The following is a 19,891-nucleotide window of genomic DNA, read 5'->3' as shown; positions in this document are numbered from 1 at the left end:
CCGATCCGCTCAAAACGCAGATCAAAACCGACCCAAAGAACCGTCAATCAAAGCGCCCAAAAACTAAAATCACGGGCCAAGCACATCAATCAACGGTTCTTCGATCCCTCCGCGTCTCTGTTCGGTTTTTGGTCCTGATACAATAAATCAATCATAACCAGCCCTCTAACTCGGCGCATAAAATATCACCCATAAGAATGTCTGGTTTCTGTATTTTACGTCCAATATCGGACCAACCGTTCTCCCCCCAGAGCTGCCTGAGAGACACCACGCAGGCGGTCAGATACCGTGATGAGAAACTGGGGCATTTAATGTGAAGATTTATACAACGCACACGAAAGTGCATTTTACGTACGCGTGGGGTGAGCACCGTTAGGGCCTGTTAGGGCTTGATCCAGTCTGCTGCGGCAGCGATGTGGATGACCGCGAGGAACGACGTTGCTGTTTTTTCGTATCTGGTTGCGACAGCGCGCCACTCCTTGAGGCGAGCCCAGAGGTTCTCGACAAGATGTCGACACCGATAGGCCCATTTTGGGCAGGCGACCGGCCCATCGCGTCGTTTCGCAGGAATGGCGGGCCGGGCTCCCATGTCCCATATCCGTTCACGAAAGGCATTCGACGCATAGCCCTTGTCCGCCACTACCCACAGGGGAATGGCGGGAAGGTTGTCGAGCATGGCTGGTGCCAGGGGCAGTTCATGAGCCTGTCCGGGGGCCAGCGCAAAACCGAAGGCTTTTCCATGTCCATCAGCGATCACGCAGACTTTCGTGCCATAGCCGCCGCGAGAGCGGCCAAGTGCTTCACGATGGTCCCGCTCTTCGAAAGAGGCCCCTTTTTTTGGGCTCCCGCCGCCTTGTGGTGAGCCCTGATGTTCGTACCATCCAGAAAAGTCATTCCGAACGCCACTCCCTGTTGTTCCTGAACCAGTTCGAGCAGGCGTTCCCATACGCCGAGCTTCGCCCCGCGGATGAAAAGCTGCGCAGCCCGCCACCACGGACCCAGTTCAGCGGGGATGCTCCGCCATTTCGCGCCATTCTCATGACGCCAGAAAATCGCTGCTATCGTCCGCCGCAGATCATGTGGCGGCGTCTTGCCCCTCGGGCGAACCTCCTCAATCAGAGGTTCCCAGATCGCCCATGTCTCGTCCGTAAAGGTGCCTGTTCTGTCTCCTTCTTCCATCCCTACAATATGGGAAGAAATTCAAGATCTAACAGGCCCTAGCTGGCCTTCTGTCCCTTGAGGCGGGCGATTAGCCGGGAGCTTCTCAACATGGCTTCATCAGCCTGATTCATGGCTGCAGCCAGATCCTCATAGTCGAACTGAACCGGGGCCAGCCGCGTCGATGGCGGAAGCTGCGTAATCTCTTCCTCCGGGATAGCTTGCGTCGTGAAAAGATGATCCTTACGGGGCCGGCCGCGCTTTCGGCCGGGGATGGGTCGTGTTGGAGGTTTCACGACGTCTCGGAGCGCTCCCATGCCAGCCAGACCAAACAGGCGATGAGCCGTTCGGTGCGTGACTTCCACAACAATGCCTCGGTCCTGGAACGCGCTGAGAAGCTGCAGCGCGCTTTTCATCGACATGCCCAGACGATCCGCCAGCATAGAGGCAGACACGAGCGGCTGGATGGCCAGCACATTGACCGCTTGGGGCGCACGGGAATGACGACGCTGTGCGCCGCACTTCTCAAGTGCCTGTGTCCTGGCTCGCTCCAGCTGGCGCAGAAGATCGTGCGCGTCCCGGGCTTCGGCCAGAAGAGCATTGAGCCACCAGCACAGCCAGGGCTCGATCTCCCAAGGGGTTCCCGGGGCGAGTGCTTCTATGCCGGTCAGGATCAAGGGCGTCCGGAGAATATCATGGGAGTGCCAGTACCGGCTTAACGCCGCGCAGAAGGGAGCACGGGGCTGCCCGGCCTGTAACCAGCGATGAAAAGCGATCCCCGCATCAAGGATAGGGCCCCACCCTGATGACTGATCATTCAGGAACGCTTCGGCTTCTGTAATGGCACTCGTCTGCATAGCATCCGGGCGAGCGTAGCAACGCCAGAGCGTAAAGGCATGGGATGCCGCATCCACGGCCGTACCGCGTTCATAGCCGTCCTGGCCAACCACTTTCGGCACGAGGCCATGCAGTTCGGCAACCAGATACCAGGGATCGATCAGCCAGCCGTCGACAGCGCTATGGCGCTGAATCGCATCCAGGCGTTGCCGAAACAGGACGGCAGGTACAGCCGAGCCATGTCTCAGCGCCTGATCCAGACGTCCCAGTTCGAGACTGAAACGGGTGAGCCTCTCGGCGAACGGAGGAACCATTGATCCTATGAGGCGTCGCTTTTCGGATAGTCTCCAAGATGGACCTGCTTTTTGAGCGCTTCAAGGGAAATCGTCATTTGAGTCCTCGACCGGAAGGATGAGTCACAGGGCCTGATTTGCGCCACGCTCCGAACAGGATGTCATGACTGTTTGTCTGAGTGTCTGACCGAAAATGAGTTGAGTGATTTCAGCAGGTTATGATTCATGGGTTTGCGAGAACCTGATGAGATCAAGATGGCCTGGACTGAAATCACCCGAGCGCAGTATCGCCGGGAGGACCTGGAGTATGCAAGCGACCTTCGCGATGCGGAGTGGGCGCTGATTGCGCCTTTGATGCCCGAGAAGAAACGACTGGGGAGACCACGACGTACGGATTTGCGCCGGGTCATGGAGGCGATCCTCTATATCGTCACTACGGGTTGCCAGTGGCGACAATTGCCTCGTCATTTTCCCGCCTTCACGACCGTGCAGGGCTATTTCTACCGTTGGATCCGCGAGGGACGATGGGAAGCGATAAACCATATTCTCGTGATCCTGTCGCGTGAGCAGGACGGGCGAGACGCCACGCCTTCGGTAGGCATTATTGACAGCCAGTCGGTTAAAACTGCTGAAAACGGCGGTCCACGCGGTTATGACGCGGGCAAGAAGATCAGGGGCCGCAAGCGGCATATCACGACCGATACGCTGGGTCATGTCGTGGCAGCCGTCGTGCATCCCGCCGACATTCAGGATCGTGATGGCGCGCCGCTGGTAGCGACCAGAATACGCTCATTGTTTCCCTGGCTTCGCCATCTGATCGGTGACGGCGGGTATGCCGGCGAGAAGTTGCGTGGTGCGCTGGCTGAACTCGGCCGATGGACGATCGAGATCGTCAAGCGTAGCGATCGGGCCGAAGGCTTCGTCGTCCTGCCCAAACGCTGGATCGTGGAGCGCAGCTTTGCATGGCTCGGACGCTGCCGTCGCCTCACGAAGGATGTCGAGGCAACAATCTCGTCATCCCACGCGTGGTTGATGATTGCCCATATCCGCAGAGTTCTGCGAAAAATCAATCAAACCGCTTTCTGATTCAGGCTCTGAGAGACTTTTCCGTTATTTCACAGGCCGGAAGGCGCGCTGCGTCTCTCGCCTATGAGCCTTCAATACCACCAAGCGGCCCGTAGCAACAGCATTAAATTACCCTAATATCCTCAAAAGGTAAGTCTCAGTCTTTTTTCCAAAAATCGCCCCCTCTTCACCCCCTATGTCCGTTAATTCTTATTATCGGACATAGGGTGCGGGACACAAAAAAGACCCACAAAGGTCTTTTCGAGGCGTGTTCCAATGATGTTCATGCAAGGACAAAGTCTGCTCCCGGAAAGACAGCCTGATCGTCTCTGGCCCTCTTTGCGAGAGACATTTCAACTCACGCAGGCTTGGAACCATTTCTCTGGGTTGCGACTGGTTTGGGGGGAATGCTGAATGTCGGCTTCTCGAAATCGAAGCTGGAAAGCTGCCTCTCACACTGGAGCAGAACCCCCGTATCGAGAAAGGCAAAAGCCTCTGTTGATACCTCGAAAATTAACCTCGAAACGCTGCTTTCGACCAAGCACCTTCGAAACGCAAACCCGCGAACGAGAGAGAAAGGACGGGATTGCTCCAGAATGGCCGCAGCTCGGGCGTCAGGGTGCAGCGATCGGGGCCGAACTGAACACGATGCGATCTGAACAGCCTGCTCCGAAACTCCTCCTCATCGATCGGCTCCTGAAGGTTCTGCTCGATATGCTGCCGTATCTCGATTGTCGACAGCTTCGTCGGATCAACAAGAATCCAGCCCAGTGGACGCGTGACGTAGAACTGATTGTAGGGAGAGCATGCCAACCACGCATGGCTTGAGCAAAGGCGTGTTGTTGCCGTGTTATCAGAAGGCATCTCGGTCACGTTCACATTTGTCATGCGATTGGGTCGCAGCCTCGCTACGACCCAATTGTCTGTCAGGCGCCGACGATGTTCATGCCCTGAAGGGTATGGACGTCGAAGAACGTGATGCTGTGATTGTCAGCCAGGCTGACCATCAGGTTGCCCCCCGAGAAGGAGGTCCCGGTGACACCCTGCATCGTCGCGCTGTCAGTGCTTCCGTTGAAGCCATAGATCATCGAGTTGCCGAGGCTGGACCCGAAATTCAGGTCCGCCGATGCCGCCTTCGTCAGGCTGGCCCAAAGACCGGTGCTGTCGTTTGCGGTGATGTTCATGGCACCCGCGCCGGCCGTGATCGCAACGCTGCTTTCGTCGCCCAGCGTGATCTGGTTCGCAGCGTTGCCGCCTGTATAGGTCAGGCTCCCGCCGGATGCCTGACTGCCGATATAGGTTTCCTGCGTATAGGCGACCGACTGGCTGGCGTTGATGGTCATAGTGCCGGTGCCACCATAGAACGTGTCGAACCCTCCGGTGGCGGACGCCACGTTCACGTTCGATCCGTTCATATGGATCTGGTCGTTACCAAGCGAGTTGATGGTCGACTTCTGGCCGTCAGTGCCGAGATTCAACGTGGTGTCGCGGCCGGTATAGAGGAGGTCTGTCGGACTTGCGACCTGAAGCGTCGTATGCGCATTGCCCTGATTGTCGATCGCGTCCAGTTGTCCTGCCGGGCCCTCAGTGGTGATGTTGGTCTGGTCGGCACTGTCGTACTGGCCACCCGTGATATAGGCATCGGACGTCGTCGTATCGGATTGCGATCCCATGATCAGGTTCGTCGTGCCGGCGGCCTGAATTTCCGTCAGAGGGCCGGCGAGAATCGTCGCACTGGCGCCCGCGGCACCCGTGTATTCCACCGTGCCATGGTCCCCGGCAGCGTTGTTCATGATTGTCGTAGTGGAATTCTGCCCCGCGAGAACGTTCGTATCGCCAGCATTGCCCAAAACCAGAAGGTCGTTGACACCGTTCGTGTTGTCGATGGTTTCCGGTGTACCGGCAGCAGCTTCATTGCGGACCATGGCGACCGACGTGGCAGAGGTGTTGCCCGCGCCGACGATCATATCCTGGGCCTGGCTGTTACCCACACTGTCGAGTCCAAGGGTGTAGGACCCGAACCCGGTCGTGCCTGTATTGACGGAGACGTCGGTCTGCGGCGTAGCGGTCGGTGCCTGCCCGGTAATCGCAGGCATCAGGGTCGATGTCTGGCCGGTGCTGTTCAGGAGATCCTGGACGTACCAGCTCGCCGTCACCGGTTCGGACGATGTGCTTTCGATCGGCTGGCCACGCGCCCAGTCGTAGGATTCACCGGGCGGAGTGCCGCCATTGTCATAGGACTGTTCGATCCAGCTAAGGTCGTTATTTGCCTGGGTCGTATTGCCGGAATCCATGCTGACGATGCTGTCATAGGCGGTCATCTGCGGCCAGGACGGCGAGATGCCTTGCGCCTCGTATGTGCCCCCAGGGCTCCACTGCGAGGACTGGTAGAATGTTTCGTTCTGATAGCGCGATAGACCGAAATTGTCCTGCGTCAGCGCATTTTCGACAGCCTGCGCGTTTTCAGTCGCATAGATGCTTGTGGGCGAGACAAGACCGAAGACGGCGGCAATGTTGGTATCGGCGTCGATCGTATTGTCAATCGTTCCGTTCGGGTTGATCATTTCGACGAAATGACCTTCCTGCGCATTCCAGAGCCCCGGCGTCGACGCCGTGGTCGGACGCAGGATTGCTTCCTTGATCGTCTCGGCGCCAGTCGCCCAGGTCTGGGCCTGATTGCCCTCGCCCATAGCCGAGGCGAGTTGCGACGCTGCGTTCAGCCCTTCCGCGTAGGTCACCTGCGTGAAGGTATGATAGCCGTACATGTCCTCCCAGATTGAGTAGTCAGCCGGTCCAAGCCCGTTGCTACCAATATTTTCCTGGATCCAGTTCGCGGAGTTGACCAGAGCCTGACGCACCGTCGAATCGCTGATGAAGGACTGGGCCTGCTGAGTCTGGCCCTCGCTGAGCATCTGCTCGTAATGACGGTAAGACCCGATGAGGAACAGGCCCTGAGAGTCGTTTTCCGGCGCGACGAACCCGATCGGCAGGTTCTGGTCGAATTCTCCATAGTTCGTCGAGAATGTGCCTGAAGCGTTGCCGCTATAGGTCGCATTCATGCCGTTCTGCTCGACGGACGTCATCCAGCGCCAGAACTTGTCGGCCGGTTGGGTCAGGCCTGCGTCGTCCAGACCGATCGCGGTTGCGGCGCTGTCGCGCACCCAGACCTTGTATTCATAGGACGGGTTGGTGGACGCCATGAACGAGCCGTATTCCGGGCTCTGTGCCTGCAAAATATTGATCAGACTGGAGCGATAGGCACTCTCGGCCGCAGCGCTGCTTGTAGGATCCAGTGTCTGCCCGCTGGCCGCAGTTGCAGCCTGTCCGCTTGTTTCTGTCGACCCAGCCAAATTGTAGGCCTGGTTGAGCGTGTCGTCCCATGCGGTAGCCGTCTGCTGAGTCCAGGAACTCGCGGCGGAAGCGCCGGTGGCGTCCGTCATCGGCGTCGACGACGTCGTGGACCCGACTGTGTTCGTATATTTATCGAGATTGGCGTCGAGCTGCGACAGGCTGGTGGCTGTCGACAGATAGTAGCTGAGATCGACGGTCTGGCCCGGATTGAGGGTGACATCGCTGTCGGTGGTGCCGACTGCCAGATTTGTGCCGGACGCGCCCGTGCTGCTGCCGATCATCGTGCCGTTGTTTTCGAACCCGCCGATGACGCCCTGGTCCGGAGCATTCAGGGACGGATTGCCGGACGCGCCGCTCGACAGGGAATAGCTGCCGCGCACATTGACGCCGTCGACGCCTGCCGCGTGCGTGCTGTTGCTGACCTGATAGTCACCGATCGCCAGATAAAGCGGGGATTTGCCACTTCCCTGGTCCTCGGTAACGATCCATGCGTTATGCGTCGGATCCCATGTCGTGCTGCTGACTTCACCTGGGTTGATACCGGTGGCATTCATCACGTCCCAGACCAGCGGCTGGGTGCCGCTCGCATTCTGATTGGTCAGGGACAGGTTTTCGACGATGAGGTTTTCGTTCGGAACGTTGGCATAGGTTGCCTGGATCTGCACCGGCAGCGCCTGGCCGGTCGGCGAGTAGGCACCATAGTTCACATGCAGGACGCCGTTGGCATCGAACGACTCGCTGGATTTGAAATACGGCGAATAAGTCTCGGCCTGCTGGCCGGGCGTGACGTTGCGGAACCAGACGGCGTTGAAGTCGAGCTGATTGAGTTCGTCGTTGCTGCCGACATGCAGTTCGGACAGGCTCGGGCCGAAGGTCCATTGCTGCTTAGGCGCCATGCTCTCGCCTTGAACGAACGCCTGCATATCCGTCTGATTGGAGATCGCGAGTGACTGCGCCGATGTTTCCTGGGACGGTGCAGCGCCTGCTGAAACCGTCGAGGTGCCGATCTGGAAGGCCGGGCTCGTCTGAAGCTGGGCCTCGGGAACCGGCGTCAGACCGTTGGTCTCGTCGGTCGTCTGATTATTCAGCTCGATCGAATTCAAACCGGCCTTGAGATAGACCGATGCATACGCCGTCCCGGTCGAGACGCCGCCAGTCTGGTCGAATTCGACGACCCCGGGCTCGTTCTGGCCATTGATGGAAAGCTGTTCGTAAGCAGGCGCGTTCGCCGTATTCTGATAGGCAAAGCTGACCGTGTAATACCCCGCTGTCGCGGCGAGGAAATTGTATTCGACGCCCGACGGAACCGCGTTGGTCGTGGCTGGCTCCTGACCGGCCGGCATGTCGACCATACCGTTGGGGTCGTCGGTCGCGTCACCAAGCAGCGTGTAATCGGACGCTACGAATTGCTCGTCAGAGTTGTCAGCCATAACGTTTCAGCTCCATCGCGGCATGACCGGCGCTGACCCCATGTCAGGCTGTCACAACAGTTACACTTTCATACTTTTAATGAAAATTTGACGCAAGCGGGCAAAGAAAACGTTTGGTTGCAGGGCGCGGAAAGTGCGCTTCCCATGAGCACCTTACTGACGTGTTTATCGGGCGCCTGCCGCCTAAAGCAGGATTGGGTAGGGCCAATGTCCGGAGTCGGGAATGTGATCTGGGCATCCGAACGTCCGATAAGAGGCGTAAGCGGACGTGCTGCTTACGCCTACAAGCCGGACATAAACCGCGTTAAACGGTCGTCCGAAAATCGGGCGTTAATAGAAACATTATGACAAGGTAGCGCATCTCTACAGGCTTGTGTGGAAGCCTGTCTCATTCAACAAAGAGAAATGAGCAAATTTTCTGTTGCGCCCACAGTGCATATCCGACGTTTTCTGGCCGCTCCCGCAGGTGGGGCGTCTGTCCTCATGCTTGCATCCCTGTTGGGTCTTGTCCTGGCGAATTCGTCATGGGCGTCGGGTTACGGCACCCTGATAACAGCGCCCATGAAATTGCCCATCTTGGGAAAGCGGGGGCCAGAAAACATTGACGCCTGGGTCTCTGACGGGCTCATGACCCTGTTTTTTCTGGTGGTCATTCTCGAAATCAAAAAGGAAATTGTATCTGGGCACCTCTCATCACTACGCCGCATCGCCCTTCCGCTTATCGGAGCATTGGGTGGAATGATCGTGCCTGCCCTGACGTATCTGCTGGTGACATGCGGGCATCCAGAAGCGACACGCGGCTGGGCCGTTCCTGTTGCAACGGATGCTGCGTTCACGTTGCCAATCATCCTTGCTCTTGGAAGGCATGTCTCGCCGGGAGCCAGGGCCTGGCTGATGGCGCTTGCCATTTTCGATGATATGCTGGGGATTGTGGTGATCGCCCTGTTTTATGGGAGCGCTCTGTATTGGCCGGCGCTGATCGCGGTCGTGATCGTGACTGCAGCGTTGGTCGGCGCGAACAGGGTTGGGATCAGAACCCTCTGGAGCTACGGCACCGGTTGCGTTCTGTTGTGGGTGGCGCTTCTGGATTCCGGTCTGCACCCGACGCTTGCTGGGGTCATCACCGGCCTATGCCTTCCGGCAGTCACCTCAGGAATGGATGCCAGACAGGCTACGCCACTCGATCGGACATCTTCTGCATTGACCCCGTTCGTTACCTGGGTCGTTCTACCGCTGTTCGGTTTCATGAACGTGGGTGTTTCACTAGCTGGCGTTCATCCGGACATGATGCTGGAGGCTGCTCCGCTCGGGATTATGTTAGGACTGATCGTTGGCAAACCGGTCGGCGTCTTTGGTGTAACAATACTCTCGACCCATCTGAAGATCGCCACGCTTCCGGCTGAAACGCCAACGGGGATGTTGTTTGGTCTTTCGCTGCTGTGTGGCATTGGATTCACGATCAGTCTATTTATCGCAAATCTGGCATTTTCCGGATCAGATCTTGTGACCCCAGCCAAGATGGGCATCTTTGCCGGCTCTGTTTTGTCTGCCCTGATGGGGTGGCTCTGGTTACGCTTCTTACCCCAACACGACCGGCTACCTTCTCAATAGAGGATGTCCGGTACGAGAGAGATACCACTCGGAGCCAACATTCTGCTGTCCCCCCTAAACCGCTTGTCCGCTCAACAGGAGCCGTGCGGACAAGCGGCGGTCGCCCTCATCTCGGTCGTAAGGTGGGTCGCTTAGGGTTTTGATAAGCCGACGTCGTATGCCAGAAATGCGCGCCAGCCCGGCTCATAGCTTTTCAGGCAAGCGGTGTTCCGAGTTACGTTCACTATAGCGGTCCACTAGATAGTCGGCCCGGTCGCGCAGCAGCCATGTGAATTTCATCAGTTCCTCCATGACATCTACCATCCGGTCATAAAGGGGGGACGGCTTCATGCGGTCATCGTCACCGAACTGCGTATAGGCCATTGGCACGCTGGACTGGTTGGGGATGGTGAACATCCGCATCCACCGGCCCAGCACCCGCAGGCCATTGACGGAATTGAAGCTCTGCGATCCACCCGAAACCTGCATGACCGCCAGCGTACGGCCCTGCGTCGGGCGGATTGAGCCTTCGGACAACGGCAGCCAGTCGATCTGGTTCTTGAACACGGCAGTGATGTTGCCGTGCCGTTCGGGGCTGCACCAGACCTGACCTTCCGACCAGATCGAGAGTTTCCGCAGTTCCTGCACTTTCGGATGGGTCGCGGGCACGGAATCCGCTACCGGCAGGTCGGTCGGGTCGAACACCCGTGTCTCGGCGCCGAGGACTTTCAGAATGCGCTCTGCCTCCAGCACCAGCAGGCGGCTGAACGAGCGGGGACGCAAAGAGCCATAGAGCAGAAGGATACGCGGCGGATGGTCCACACGCGGTTGCGGTTCCAGCCGCGCGAGATCGACCGGTTCAAGATACTCCGGATGCAAGGCTGGCAGCTCAGGTTCGGTCATATATATCGGTCCTGTCGTGTATTACGGGTGACTGATCCGGGGCAGCCATAGGGCCAGCGCCGCGAGTGTTGCCAGCAGGACGGGCGGGGTGATCACCAGTCCGACCTTCATATACTGCCTCCATGTGACCCGATGATTTTTGGATGCCAGCACATGCAGCCACAGCAACGTGGCGAGACTGCCGATCGGTGTAAATTTCGGCCCGAGATCGCAGCCGATGACGTTGGCATAGATCATCAGGTCGCGTGTCAGCGGCGTGATGTCGTGAGCCTGCTGGATCGCCAGCGCCCCGACCAGCACACTCGGCATATTGTTCATGATAGACGACAGAACAGCCGCCAGAAAGCCGGCGCCTATCGTGGCAGCGAACGTCCCCTGATGACCAAGCCAGACCAGTGCGGTTGCAAGGTAGTCGGTCAGCCCGGCATTGCGCAGGCCATACACCACCAGATACATACCCAGCGAGAAGATCACGATCTGCCATGGGGCACCCCGCAGCACCTTGAGAACAGGGATGACCCGGCCATATCCGGCGACGAGCAAGAGGATTCCGGCGGCCAGGCAGGCTACGACACAGACCGGGATATGAAACTGTGCGGTCAGGAAATAGGCCGCCAGAACCAGGGCCAACAGCGGAAAGGCCGCCCGGAATACATGGTGGTCACGAATGGCCGTGGTGGGTGCTGGCAGTTCGGCGACGGGATAGGTCGCAGGCACCTGCCGCCAATACCATAGCCACAGGACGGCAAGCGTTGCACCAAGTGCTACCAGATCGACGGGGACCATGATGGCGGCATAGCGATCGAACGCAATGCGGAAGAAATTGGCGCTGACGATGTTCACCAGATTGGAAATCACCAGCGGCAGGCTTGTGGTGTCTGCGACGAAGCCGGTCGCAATGATGAAGGCCAGGGCTGCCGTATGGCTCAGGCGGAGTTGAGTGAAAATGGCAATGACAATGGGCGTGAGCAACAGGGCCGCGCCGTCATTGGCGAAAACCGCTGCAATGGCCGCTCCCAGCACCACGATCAGCGGGAATAGCGTCCGGCCTCGTCCTTTGCCCCAGCGCACGACGTGCAGGGCGGCCCAATGGAAGAACCCGGCCTCATCCAGCAATAGCGAGATGACGATCAGCGCGATAAAGGTGAAGGTCGCGTCCCAGACGATGTGCCAGACGACAGGAATGTCGTGCCAGTGGATCACTCCAGACGCCAGGGCCACGGCGGCACCTGCCATTGCGCTCCAGCCGATGCCCAGCCCCCGAGGCTGCCAGATGACAAAAACCAGTGTAGCAATGAAAATGGCAAGAGCCAGCATCAGACGATCCGTTTTCCGGCTTCATCGACGATCTTCGCGCCGTCTTCCTTGGCGAACGCGTCACGCTGGGGGTTGGGCAGGATGTCCAGAACCGTCTCGGACGGACGGCAGAGCGCAACACCGAGGGGGGTGACGACGATCGGCCGGTTCATCAGGATCGGATGTGCGATCATGGCGTCGAGCAGCGCATCGTTCGTCAGGGTCGGATTATCGAGGCCAAGTTCGTGAAAGGGCGTGCCCTTTTCCCGCAGGACCGAGCGCACCGGAACGCCCATACGGGCGATCAGATCGACCAGTTCCGCACGGCTGGGAGGCTTTTTCAGATATTCGATGATCCGGGGTTCTTCGCCGCTGTTGCGGATCAGTGCCAGAACGTTGCGCGACGTGCCGCAGGCCGGGTTGTGATAGATCGTGATGGTCATGAGCGGGCTTCCGGGGAGGGACAGCAGGAGGACAGGGTCGCGACTAGAGGCGCGCAGAGTTCGGGACTGCCCGCGCAGCAGTCCCTGACAAGGAAAAGCAGCAGGTCACGCAGGCGCGGAAGACAGGCGCGATAGACGATCAGCCGACTATCGCGTTGCGAGGTCAGCAGGCCGGCACGGGTCAGGGTGGCGAGGTGGGCCGAGATCGTGTTCTGTGGGACATTGAGATGCCGCGCGACATCTCCGGCGGGTAATCCGTCCGGCTCGTAGCGCACCAGCAGGCGAAAGATCTCCAGTCTTGTGGATTGCGACAGGGCGCTCAGGGCTGCGAGGGTAGATTCTGTATCCATATATCCGGTATTGTGGATGTATTGTCGTAAGTCAAGCTATCCTGTGTGAGGAAACGGAGATCACGACTGTCGGCTTCCTCAACTTTTCTGCTCAGACCAGACATTCCGCTTACCCCCATTAGCGGACTTTCATTGCCTCATCTGCCCATAGGGCAATCTTACTTGCGGAGGGATTTTCAAGGTTCTCCGCTGCCTCAGCAGCGCTCGCTGCAAGACGATGCATCGTTACTGTCCAGGGGGCGTCTTCCGCTTCGTTCGGGAGGGCGGCGTTGATATACGCGCAGGCATCCACGAACTGCCTCAGTTCCTCGACGAACAGGGCTTCACAATCGGCCATGCTGCAGTCTTGCCGGTGATCAGTCATGCGGTGCTTTCCATGGATTGAGGAGTGGCACCCCCGAATACCGGAAATCATTCGTATTCCGTGTCACAACCGTCATGCCATGTACCAGGCCGGTCGCGGCGATGAGGGTGTCGCGCTCCGGGCCCGGATCCGGAACATGCAGGTGAGCGCAGCGGCGGGCGACCGCCAGATCGATGGGAAGTACCCGCTTCGAAAACTCGGGTAGCACGTAGTTCTCCAGCCAGTTCCGCAGAACGCTTCCCTGGGCGGGATCCCTGCGCTCGATCCGCATGACACCGACATCCAGCTCCATGACGGTGACGGCAGACAGGAAAAGGGTCTCGGCCTCCACCTGCTCTGCCCATCTGGCGACATTAGGGTCGGCCCTGCCCGCCCGCACCTTTCGCAGTTCGGAAACAACGTTCGTGTCCAGCAGGAACATCAGCCAAAGTCCGCGGGACGCAGGCCGAGGGTCATGGGCGTCGGATCGAAGTCGATATCTTCGGCACCAGGCAGGGCGAGTGCATCCGCGATCTTTCGCGGTCTGTGGGTCAGCCGGCGATAGTCGTCGATGCTCAGCAGAACATGCGCCGGCCTGCCGCGGTCGGTGATGAAGACAGGCCCCTCAACGGCAGCTTTTTTCGCCCGGGACGTGTCCTGGTTGAACTCACGACTGGAAAATGTGGTGACAGTCATCTCGGGAGCCTCCTGTTTCTTATGTAGCGACATTACTACAATGAAGCAGGCAGCGCCATGGAAATCGGGCTCTTCCGGTCTGCACTCACAAACGGGCCAGCCAGTGTCCTTCACAGGGCAGGTGCCCGATCTGGAGCTGACATTCTGAACGGAGAAAGCCGATGAACACGATGGAGCATGGTGGTGCAATGGCAGTCGAGCGCGTGAAACGCCTCGTGGCGGAGGCGCGCAGCCGCACAGCCTCTTCGGAAAGCCCGCGGCCGAGGGATAGTTCTGCTGACGCGACTGAGAGAAACGCGAGCGTGGCCCCGACGCGGGAGGGTGATCCGGGGTCGTCCCAGCAGCAATGACGGGATATATCCCGAGCGCCCCGACATTCCCTCTTTCCACGGCGGCCATGCTCGGCCGTCCCTTTTGTGGTGATTGCCTTGACGACACTCATTCCTCTTTGCGTCCCGTTTGAGCGCCGTAAGGAAGCAGCCCGGGGCGGTGCCACGTTCAACGGGGAGCAGAAGTGCTGGATGGCGCACCGGGACAAGCTCGACGCTCTACCGGTATCGGCCGGACCGCAAGGCCCCCTACATCCGCCCGTGGATGGTGCCGCAGGCTCTGTGGGGCTTTAATCTTCGCGCCTTCCTGGCGCCCGAAGACTGGAACCGGATCCGGAAGGATGCCTATGCGCGATCCGGATCCCGTTGCCGGGTGTGCGGAGGACGGGGCCCCCAATGGCCGGTCGAAGCTGACGAAGGATGGGCGTATGACGACGAGCGGCGGATCCAGACCCTCAAAGGGGTGATTTCTCTCTGTCCGGACTGCCATGGCGTGCGTCACTGGGGAAAGACCATGACCGAGGGCCGGCAGGATGCCGCTTTGGCCTGGATGGCAGAGGTGAATGGCTGGAACCACACCGAAGCGGCGCGATGCGGAGAACAGGCCATGAAGCAGTGGCATACGCGCAGCCGCCATACCGACTGGCAGTGCGATATCTCCTGGGCAATCAGAACCTACAGTGCTGTGCCGATCAGGGACGGCGAAACGCTGGCCCGCGAGCTGAACCGGAAATTCGTGCGGCAGGCGCAGACGCGCGTTGGCGTCAGGGCCGGGCACGTTACGCACATTGAACATCTGATCGGTGAGCGATAGGAAACAGATCACTCCCTTCCCCACTCCGGCTGGAGATCAACGTCGCGGCCCAGTCGGGTACCTGATCTGACCCGTTACAGGCGCAGAGGCGGGACCCCGGCCCGATACAGACCTTCGAACAGATCCCCGAGCGCCAGGCGCCGTCGCAAGGTCAGGCGTCGTTGAGCCAGATGATACATCCGGTCGTGCAGCAGATGGCAGCGCTGACACAGCGCGCGCAGATTGCGCCGCCGGTTGCTGGTGGGATCATGATTCAAATGGGCCGCTGCCAAAACCACCTTCGTCTGTCGTATTTGCAGGTGCTCGATCAGGTCCGGAGGCGAGATGCGCCTGCCCCGGCCATTGAACCAGTGCCCCGTCTCCGGATGCTTCCACCGGCCACCCGGCAGCACCTGAAGGTGATGTCCATGCGGCCGGCCGCAGCGCTGACAGACACCCCCTGCCCGCTCGAACCGCACCTGTCGGCTCAGTTCAGGCCAGTTAGAGGGGTAAAGCGGCTTCAGTTCCGGTCGGATCGGCATTCAGTCTTCGTTAACACATTTCCGGCCTGCGTTGGACAGTGTTTGTTCTCCTCTCTGCCCTACCCCGGCTTCGTGCTATCAGAAGTCAGGTTCTGGTTTCGCGGAGGCGTTCATGCTCAGCCATCTTCACATCGCAGGCTCGGCAAAGGCTGCCCGTGAGGCCCTCCTGGACCGGCTGGACCAGAAGACCCGCCAGCAGCTTCCTGCCGGCGATCTGACAGAAGCGGTGGCCCTTCTCTCGACCGGTCGCTTCTCCCCTCATCTCTCTCTGGTCATTCGCGGCATCGAATACCGCGACAACGAATTTGCCGAAGACACGGTCCTGTCCACCGATGTTGAGACGGCAGAGGAGGCACTGGCCATCGCTAATGCCCATCTGACCGCCCTGCCCTCCGGGCACGAACTGGCGATTGCTCTGGATCTCGAACCCGAACCGGTGTTCGTCGCCTGGCTCAGGCCGAAGGCCGCCAGACGGCGCAAGGCGGGATCGCAGGCGGCCACGCTGGCGCCGCAGGCCTCTCCTCTGGGTCAGCAGTCTGGCGCGGTCCTGCAGTGGTTCGATGCCCTGACCGACGAGGCCCTGCCCGATTATGACGGGACGCTGGTGACGGCGGAGCGCGCCTCGAAGACCTATTCCCGGGCGGCGAAGGCAGTGAACACACGCCGGACCTATCGCTCGGCCGTGCGCTCCTGGTGCGCATGGGCGGCAGGACATGGGCTCCCTGCCCTGCCCGCCCGCAGCGAGGACGTCGCCGCCTATCTGGCTGATCTTGCGCTGCAGAAGAAGCGACCCGCGACGGTGGATCTGCACCGTGCTGCACTGCGCTATCTGCACCATATCGCTCAGGTTTCCGTCCCGACATCCCATGCCCTGGTGTCCGAAACTGTTGCCGGTATTCGCAGGACGTCGACGGGAAGCGCGTCCCGTCAGGTCAAGGGACTGACCTGGGATCTGCTGAGCGAGGTCATCGAGCAGATCGATACGGATGATCTGGTGGGCGTTCGGGACAAGGCCATTCTTCTGCTCGGCTTTGCTGGCGCCCTCCGACGGTCCGAAGTGGCGGCGCTGTGCCTGGAGAATGTGGCGCTCGATGATGACGGGATGCGGATCCGGCTGGACCGCTCAAAGGGCGATCGCACCAGTCAGGGTGTCGAGGTGGCGATCCCGAGGGGGATTACCGGTCTCTGCCCGGTTCGGGCGTATGAGGCGTGGCTACGCGCGGCCAGACTGAAAGAAGCCAAGGGACCGGTTTTCCGGCGCGTGTGGCTTCCGCCAGCCGCCGAGGCCGGTCAGCCCCCTGCCCTGCCCGCCATGGGTTCAGAGGCGCTGTCTGACAGGTCTGTGGCCCGCATCATTCAGAAGCGCTGCCTCGATGCGGGACTGACAGGCGATTTCAGCGGGCACAGCCTGCGACGTGGCGCGATCACCACAGGAGCTCGTGACGGCACGGATCTGGTCTCGCTCAAGCGTTTCTCCCGCCACCAGACCTTCGGCGTGGTGGAAAAATATATCGAGGTCGAGGATGCCATGACCAAGCATCCAGGGCGAAGTCGGTTCTAAATTTGACCCTATGTGTGTGTTTTGGTGAGGACGAAAAGAGCCTTCTCCCAACCCAGTCAGGCGTTTTGGTGATGATAGCGTGTGTTCTGGTGAGAAGGTGGGCACGGGAAACAGCGACTTTTTGATGTTGCTACGTGTGTTTTGGTGAGGAAACTAATAATAGAATCACTAATAAGAAATAGTTCGTCTCACCAAATCACACAAAAGCGGTCGTTTAGCCCGACGAGCCACTAAATATCGCAGTTTTGGGAAAACGCTCACCAAAGCACACACACTTTTCTATCACGCTTGGGGAGGCGCAGCGTTAGAAGCGGGCTTTCGGCTACGGTTATCTGCAAAAACCATGCCTCTCACCAAAACACACACCACAAACCTCTATTCCTCACCAAAACACACACCTCCATTCATGCGATGGTGTGCAATAAAAACTCTATGAGGATGCTCAAGGGCTAGCAGTGTGACGACTATCCATAAGCTTTTAGAAGCTCAAGGTAAGCAAGGCGTCCTAGCCTTAGGTTTAGATCGAGACGTAGTCGAAGCCGCATCAGCATACATGGCTGATGAAGAGAACGGCCTAGGTTTCATTTACTCAGGGTGGGCTCAATGCGCTTTACCTCACAGACGATTGCCCGCCCATGAAGCGTGGCAAATGTCCTCGGATCGCGTAAAGCTAATCATTCAGCCTGGGATAAAGCCTATCCCAAATTCAGATGAATTAGAGCATGTAGGCGTACCCTTTGGGGCGCATGCTCGGCTAATTCTACTTTTCCTGCAAACTGAAGCGATAAGGACGAACTCTCGAGAAATTGAATTAGGTAAAAGTCTTCGGCAGTGGATTAAGCGGATAGGTATTCAGCCTAGTGGCTCTTCAGCACGCTCAGTCCGAGACCAAGCCGAACGCATTAGCAGATGTCGCCTGAGCTTCCACATCCATAACAATGAAACGGGAACAAGCGCTCTCGTAAATCAGGCCATTGTTGATGGAGCACTTTTCGTTTCTGAAGGCGGAGCGCATAGTGACAAGAGTTATCTCGAAGTAGCAAAGCTTTCAGAAGGATATTTTGAGCAGCTTCGTAAGCACCCTGTCCCCGTTCAAGAAGCGGCTGTTAGGGCCATCGCTAATAATTCGGCTGCGCTGGACATATATATATGGTTGGCATACCGGCTCCATGTTCTAACCCAAAAACGTCTTGTAACATGGGCGGCACTGAAGGCGCAGTTCGGCCCTAGCTATAAAGAACTGTATCACTTCAAGGCGAAATGGCAGAAGCCGCTGGCTTTGGCGCTAGCCGTTTATCCAGATGCAAAAATAGAGGTCACAGACGAAGGACTCATTCTTCATCAGTCCCCTCCTCCGGTAAAACCTCGGCTTCTCACGCGAAAACCAGCCTAGCGATCGCGCCAGGGGGTTATTTTCCCATTCTCGAGATCTGTTGGCGCGACAGCAACTCCTTTGTCCGCAACAGCTCGCATAATAAACTGCTTCACGGTCATACCGTGCTCTTCTGCGGCTTTCCCCAAAGCCCGGAGAGTGCTCGTCCGCACACGCATGTTGTGGTTAACGGCTTTGTCCTCTGGGACGACCTCCGCTGGCGGAAGCCGCGGGTTTACGCTGCGAGCGGTCTCGAGTGCCTGGTCTGCTCGGGTCTTCGGTACTGGCACCGATTTTCCACCGTCAGTGCTGACCCTGCCAAGGGCTGCAGCAGTGATTTCGCTGGCATCCGGTCTTTTTCGAGGTTTAAGCGCCATTAGATACCCTCCCCTTTCAGGGTTTTAGTGCGTTCCGGAATCCAGCCAATCGCCTTCAACTCGGCTATAAGAGCGGTTACTTCGTCGGCTGCCGCACCTTTAGCCGGAATGGTACCCGAGTAGGAAATCTCTCCGAACGCTGTGCGATGTGAGACTGACGCCTTCAAGGTGGGAATACCTGCGTCGCGCAGCTCCTGTTCAGCGTGCTTTGTAAGGTTTGTGCGAGAGAGGCGGTTCATTATCGCGCGAACCTCGATTTTGCGCCGCGCTGCCGACGCAAGGCCCTTCGCCTGCTTGATCGTCTCTTCAGCTTGGTTCAAATCGGCTGCGCCAGCGGTCAACGGAACGAGGATCTGGTCTGCCACGGTCATCGCTACTGCTCCGGCCAAGTTTCCAAAGCCTGCAGTGTCGATCAAGACAAGGTCAGAGGTGTCGTCTAGCCTCAAAGCGAGATCAGCAATGGAGCGCTCAGAAGTTTCCGCCACGCACGTAAAGGGCTTTCCTTCGTAAGTGCTGCTATGCCAGTCCGACATTGCCTTAGTCGGGTCGGCGTCAATGACAGCGACTGCGAGACCGTCTGCTGCGCAACGCGCGGAGATTATTTGACACAGGGTGGTTTTTCCGGGCCCCCCCTTAAAGGAGGCAATAGTTAGGATTGGCATTTATCTATATCTCTCCCTTGATATGAAGACCTTCTACAATGGCGTTACGTCATTACGCAACCCCATAACGACGTAATCACGTAATGACGCCGTTACGTCATTACGCTCGCGCGGAAGTGGGCGCCCGCCGTGCTGGGCAGGGACGGCGTCATTGCGTAAAGCCGTAACGATACGCTGCGGACCGGCCCGCGCCGTTGGGCCTGTGGCCTGCGAGTGCCCCTGCGCTGTAATGACGCCGTTACGTCATTACGCTCGCGCGGAAGTGGGCGCCGGCCGTCCTGGGCAGGGACGGCGTCATTGCGTAAAGCCGTAACGATACGCTGCGGACCGGCCCGCGCCGTTGGGCCTGTGGCCTGCGAGCACCCCTGCTCCGTAATGACGCCGTTACGTCATTACAGCCGTGCCGCGTTACTCAAGGAGATGAAGAAAGAAGGAGGATAAAAGAAGGAGCCGCTGCCTGTCGGTCGCCCGTGCTGCAACAGGTGGGTCGCCGTCCGTCC

At 58.7% G+C, this 19,891-nt stretch carries 19 protein-coding genes; 6 read left to right on the top strand and 13 right to left on the bottom strand.

Annotated features, from left to right (window positions below; translation table 11 throughout):
• Positions 1–382: 382 nt before the first annotated feature.
• Both HKD21_RS12625 and HKD21_RS12620 read right to left on the bottom strand, forming a co-directional pair.
• Positions 383–1,179 (bottom strand): IS5 family transposase gene (locus HKD21_RS12625; RefSeq protein WP_215748055.1). Its coding sequence is split into 2 segments (ribosomal slippage): positions 383–840 and positions 840–1,179, totalling 798 coding nucleotides; the frame shifts between segments, so codons are not numbered across the junction.
• Positions 1,180–1,217: 38 nt separating this feature from the next.
• Entirely contained in the window at positions 1,218–2,309 is a 1,092-nt protein-coding gene (locus HKD21_RS12620) for a hypothetical protein (RefSeq protein WP_194255980.1), read from the bottom strand.
• Positions 2,310–2,543: 234 nt separating this feature from the next.
• Between HKD21_RS12620 and HKD21_RS12615 the strand changes: the two genes are divergently transcribed.
• The gene (locus HKD21_RS12615) at positions 2,544–3,374 is read left to right on the top strand and encodes an IS5-like element IS1032 family transposase (RefSeq protein ID WP_062447540.1); all 831 of its coding nucleotides are present in this window, start codon (positions 2,544–2,546) and stop codon (positions 3,372–3,374) included.
• A gap of 492 nt (positions 3,375–3,866) precedes the next feature.
• On the opposite strand, the gene HKD21_RS12610 is transcribed toward HKD21_RS12615, so the two are convergent.
• Positions 3,867–4,217, bottom strand: a complete 351-nt coding sequence (locus HKD21_RS12610) for a hypothetical protein (protein WP_194255979.1) — start codon at positions 4,215–4,217, stop codon at positions 3,867–3,869.
• 62 nt (positions 4,218–4,279) lie between these two features.
• Positions 4,280–8,134, bottom strand: a complete 3,855-nt coding sequence (locus tag HKD21_RS12605) for a glycoside hydrolase family 15 protein (RefSeq protein ID WP_194255978.1) — start codon at positions 8,132–8,134, stop codon at positions 4,280–4,282.
• Between the two features lie 405 nt (positions 8,135–8,539).
• Between HKD21_RS12605 and nhaA the strand changes: the two genes are divergently transcribed.
• Positions 8,540–9,745 carry a Na+/H+ antiporter NhaA gene (gene nhaA / locus HKD21_RS12600; protein ID WP_062499618.1) on the top strand — a complete coding sequence of 402 codons (1,206 nt, stop codon included), beginning with the start codon at positions 8,540–8,542 and terminating at the stop codon, positions 9,743–9,745.
• A gap of 183 nt (positions 9,746–9,928) precedes the next feature.
• On the opposite strand, the gene arsH is transcribed toward nhaA, so the two are convergent.
• The 7 genes from arsH to HKD21_RS12565 form a co-directional block, all read right to left on the bottom strand.
• On the bottom strand, positions 9,929–10,627 hold the full coding sequence (gene arsH / locus HKD21_RS12595) for an arsenical resistance protein ArsH (protein ID WP_010505757.1): 699 nt from the start codon (positions 10,625–10,627) through the stop codon (positions 9,929–9,931).
• A gap of 21 nt (positions 10,628–10,648) precedes the next feature.
• Entirely contained in the window at positions 10,649–11,944 is a 1,296-nt protein-coding gene (locus tag HKD21_RS12590) for an arsenic transporter (protein ID WP_288144835.1), read from the bottom strand.
• Positions 11,944–12,366 carry an arsenate reductase (glutaredoxin) gene (gene arsC, locus HKD21_RS12585; RefSeq protein ID WP_062499621.1) on the bottom strand — a complete coding sequence of 141 codons (423 nt, stop codon included), beginning with the start codon at positions 12,364–12,366 and terminating at the stop codon, positions 11,944–11,946. The genes HKD21_RS12590 and arsC overlap by 1 nt, the downstream gene beginning before the upstream one ends.
• Positions 12,363–12,716 carry an ArsR/SmtB family transcription factor gene (locus HKD21_RS12580; RefSeq protein WP_194255977.1) on the bottom strand — a complete coding sequence of 118 codons (354 nt, stop codon included), beginning with the start codon at positions 12,714–12,716 and terminating at the stop codon, positions 12,363–12,365. Before HKD21_RS12580 ends, arsC begins: the two co-directional genes overlap by 4 nt.
• Positions 12,717–12,834: 118 nt before the next feature.
• Entirely contained in the window at positions 12,835–13,080 is a 246-nt protein-coding gene (locus HKD21_RS12575; RefSeq protein ID WP_099282474.1) for a hypothetical protein, read from the bottom strand.
• A complete protein-coding gene (locus tag HKD21_RS12570; RefSeq protein ID WP_194255976.1) occupies positions 13,073–13,501 on the bottom strand; it encodes a type II toxin-antitoxin system VapC family toxin in 429 nt (142 codons plus the stop codon). Before HKD21_RS12570 ends, HKD21_RS12575 begins: the two co-directional genes overlap by 8 nt.
• On the bottom strand, positions 13,501–13,755 hold the full coding sequence (locus HKD21_RS12565; RefSeq protein ID WP_062106886.1) for a type II toxin-antitoxin system Phd/YefM family antitoxin: 255 nt from the start codon (positions 13,753–13,755) through the stop codon (positions 13,501–13,503). Before HKD21_RS12565 ends, HKD21_RS12570 begins: the two co-directional genes overlap by 1 nt.
• A 161-nt stretch (positions 13,756–13,916) precedes the next feature.
• Between HKD21_RS12565 and HKD21_RS12560 the strand changes: the two genes are divergently transcribed.
• Positions 13,917–14,105, top strand: a complete 189-nt coding sequence (locus tag HKD21_RS12560) for a hypothetical protein (protein WP_194255975.1) — start codon at positions 13,917–13,919, stop codon at positions 14,103–14,105.
• A gap of 139 nt (positions 14,106–14,244) precedes the next feature.
• Positions 14,245–14,898, top strand: a complete 654-nt coding sequence (locus HKD21_RS12555; protein ID WP_228121456.1) for a hypothetical protein — start codon at positions 14,245–14,247, stop codon at positions 14,896–14,898.
• A 74-nt stretch (positions 14,899–14,972) separates the two neighbouring features.
• On the opposite strand, the gene HKD21_RS12550 is transcribed toward HKD21_RS12555, so the two are convergent.
• The gene (locus tag HKD21_RS12550) at positions 14,973–15,419 is read right to left on the bottom strand and encodes a hypothetical protein (protein ID WP_194255974.1); all 447 of its coding nucleotides are present in this window, start codon (positions 15,417–15,419) and stop codon (positions 14,973–14,975) included.
• A gap of 112 nt (positions 15,420–15,531) precedes the next feature.
• Here HKD21_RS12550 and HKD21_RS12545 point away from each other — a divergent pair, with 112 nt between their 5' ends.
• Together HKD21_RS12545 and HKD21_RS12540 are read left to right on the top strand one after the other, a co-directional pair.
• Entirely contained in the window at positions 15,532–16,980 is a 1,449-nt protein-coding gene (locus tag HKD21_RS12545; protein ID WP_194255973.1) for a site-specific integrase, read from the top strand.
• Positions 16,981–17,437: 457 nt separating this feature from the next.
• On the top strand, positions 17,438–18,373 hold the full coding sequence (locus tag HKD21_RS12540) for a replication protein RepA (RefSeq protein WP_081105731.1): 936 nt from the start codon (positions 17,438–17,440) through the stop codon (positions 18,371–18,373).
• A gap of 355 nt (positions 18,374–18,728) precedes the next feature.
• On the opposite strand, the gene HKD21_RS12535 is transcribed toward HKD21_RS12540, so the two are convergent.
• Positions 18,729–19,391: a ParA family protein gene (locus tag HKD21_RS12535; protein ID WP_062499868.1), complete on the bottom strand. Its 663-nt coding sequence runs from the start codon at positions 19,389–19,391 to the stop codon at positions 18,729–18,731.
• Between the last annotated feature and the right edge of the window lie 500 nt (positions 19,392–19,891).

The sequence above is a fragment of the Gluconobacter cerevisiae genome, from assembly GCF_015244675.1.
In the GTDB taxonomy this organism is placed as follows: Bacteria; Pseudomonadota; Alphaproteobacteria; order Acetobacterales; family Acetobacteraceae; genus Gluconobacter; species Gluconobacter cerevisiae.
The sequence above is the reverse complement of the archived record's forward strand: the minus strand, read 5'-3'. Positions and strand labels throughout refer to the sequence as shown.

Excerpts from the sequence above, each read along its gene's own strand:
- HKD21_RS12620 (WP_194255980.1), bottom strand. The coding sequence starts at position 2,309 with ATGGTTCCTCCGTTCGCCGAGAGGCTCACCCGTTTCAGTCTCGAACTG.
- HKD21_RS12615 (WP_062447540.1), top strand. The coding sequence starts at position 2,544 with ATGGCCTGGACTGAAATCACCCGAGCGCAGTATCGCCGGGAGGACCTG.
- HKD21_RS12610 (WP_194255979.1), bottom strand. The coding sequence starts at position 4,217 with ATGCCTTCTGATAACACGGCAACAACACGCCTTTGCTCAAGCCATGCG.
- HKD21_RS12605 (WP_194255978.1), bottom strand. The coding sequence starts at position 8,134 with ATGGCTGACAACTCTGACGAGCAATTCGTAGCGTCCGATTACACGCTG.
- nhaA (WP_062499618.1), top strand. The coding sequence starts at position 8,540 with ATGAGCAAATTTTCTGTTGCGCCCACAGTGCATATCCGACGTTTTCTG.
- arsH (WP_010505757.1), bottom strand. The coding sequence starts at position 10,627 with ATGACCGAACCTGAGCTGCCAGCCTTGCATCCGGAGTATCTTGAACCG.
- HKD21_RS12590 (WP_288144835.1), bottom strand. The coding sequence starts at position 11,944 with ATGCTGGCTCTTGCCATTTTCATTGCTACACTGGTTTTTGTCATCTGG.
- arsC (WP_062499621.1), bottom strand. The coding sequence starts at position 12,366 with ATGACCATCACGATCTATCACAACCCGGCCTGCGGCACGTCGCGCAAC.
- HKD21_RS12580 (WP_194255977.1), bottom strand. The coding sequence starts at position 12,716 with ATGGATACAGAATCTACCCTCGCAGCCCTGAGCGCCCTGTCGCAATCC.
- HKD21_RS12575 (WP_099282474.1), bottom strand. The coding sequence starts at position 13,080 with ATGACTGATCACCGGCAAGACTGCAGCATGGCCGATTGTGAAGCCCTG.
- HKD21_RS12570 (WP_194255976.1), bottom strand. The coding sequence starts at position 13,501 with ATGTTCCTGCTGGACACGAACGTTGTTTCCGAACTGCGAAAGGTGCGG.
- HKD21_RS12565 (WP_062106886.1), bottom strand. The coding sequence starts at position 13,755 with ATGACTGTCACCACATTTTCCAGTCGTGAGTTCAACCAGGACACGTCC.
- HKD21_RS12560 (WP_194255975.1), top strand. The coding sequence starts at position 13,917 with ATGAACACGATGGAGCATGGTGGTGCAATGGCAGTCGAGCGCGTGAAA.
- HKD21_RS12550 (WP_194255974.1), bottom strand. The coding sequence starts at position 15,419 with ATGCCGATCCGACCGGAACTGAAGCCGCTTTACCCCTCTAACTGGCCT.
- HKD21_RS12545 (WP_194255973.1), top strand. The coding sequence starts at position 15,532 with ATGCTCAGCCATCTTCACATCGCAGGCTCGGCAAAGGCTGCCCGTGAG.
- HKD21_RS12535 (WP_062499868.1), bottom strand. The coding sequence starts at position 19,391 with ATGCCAATCCTAACTATTGCCTCCTTTAAGGGGGGGCCCGGAAAAACC.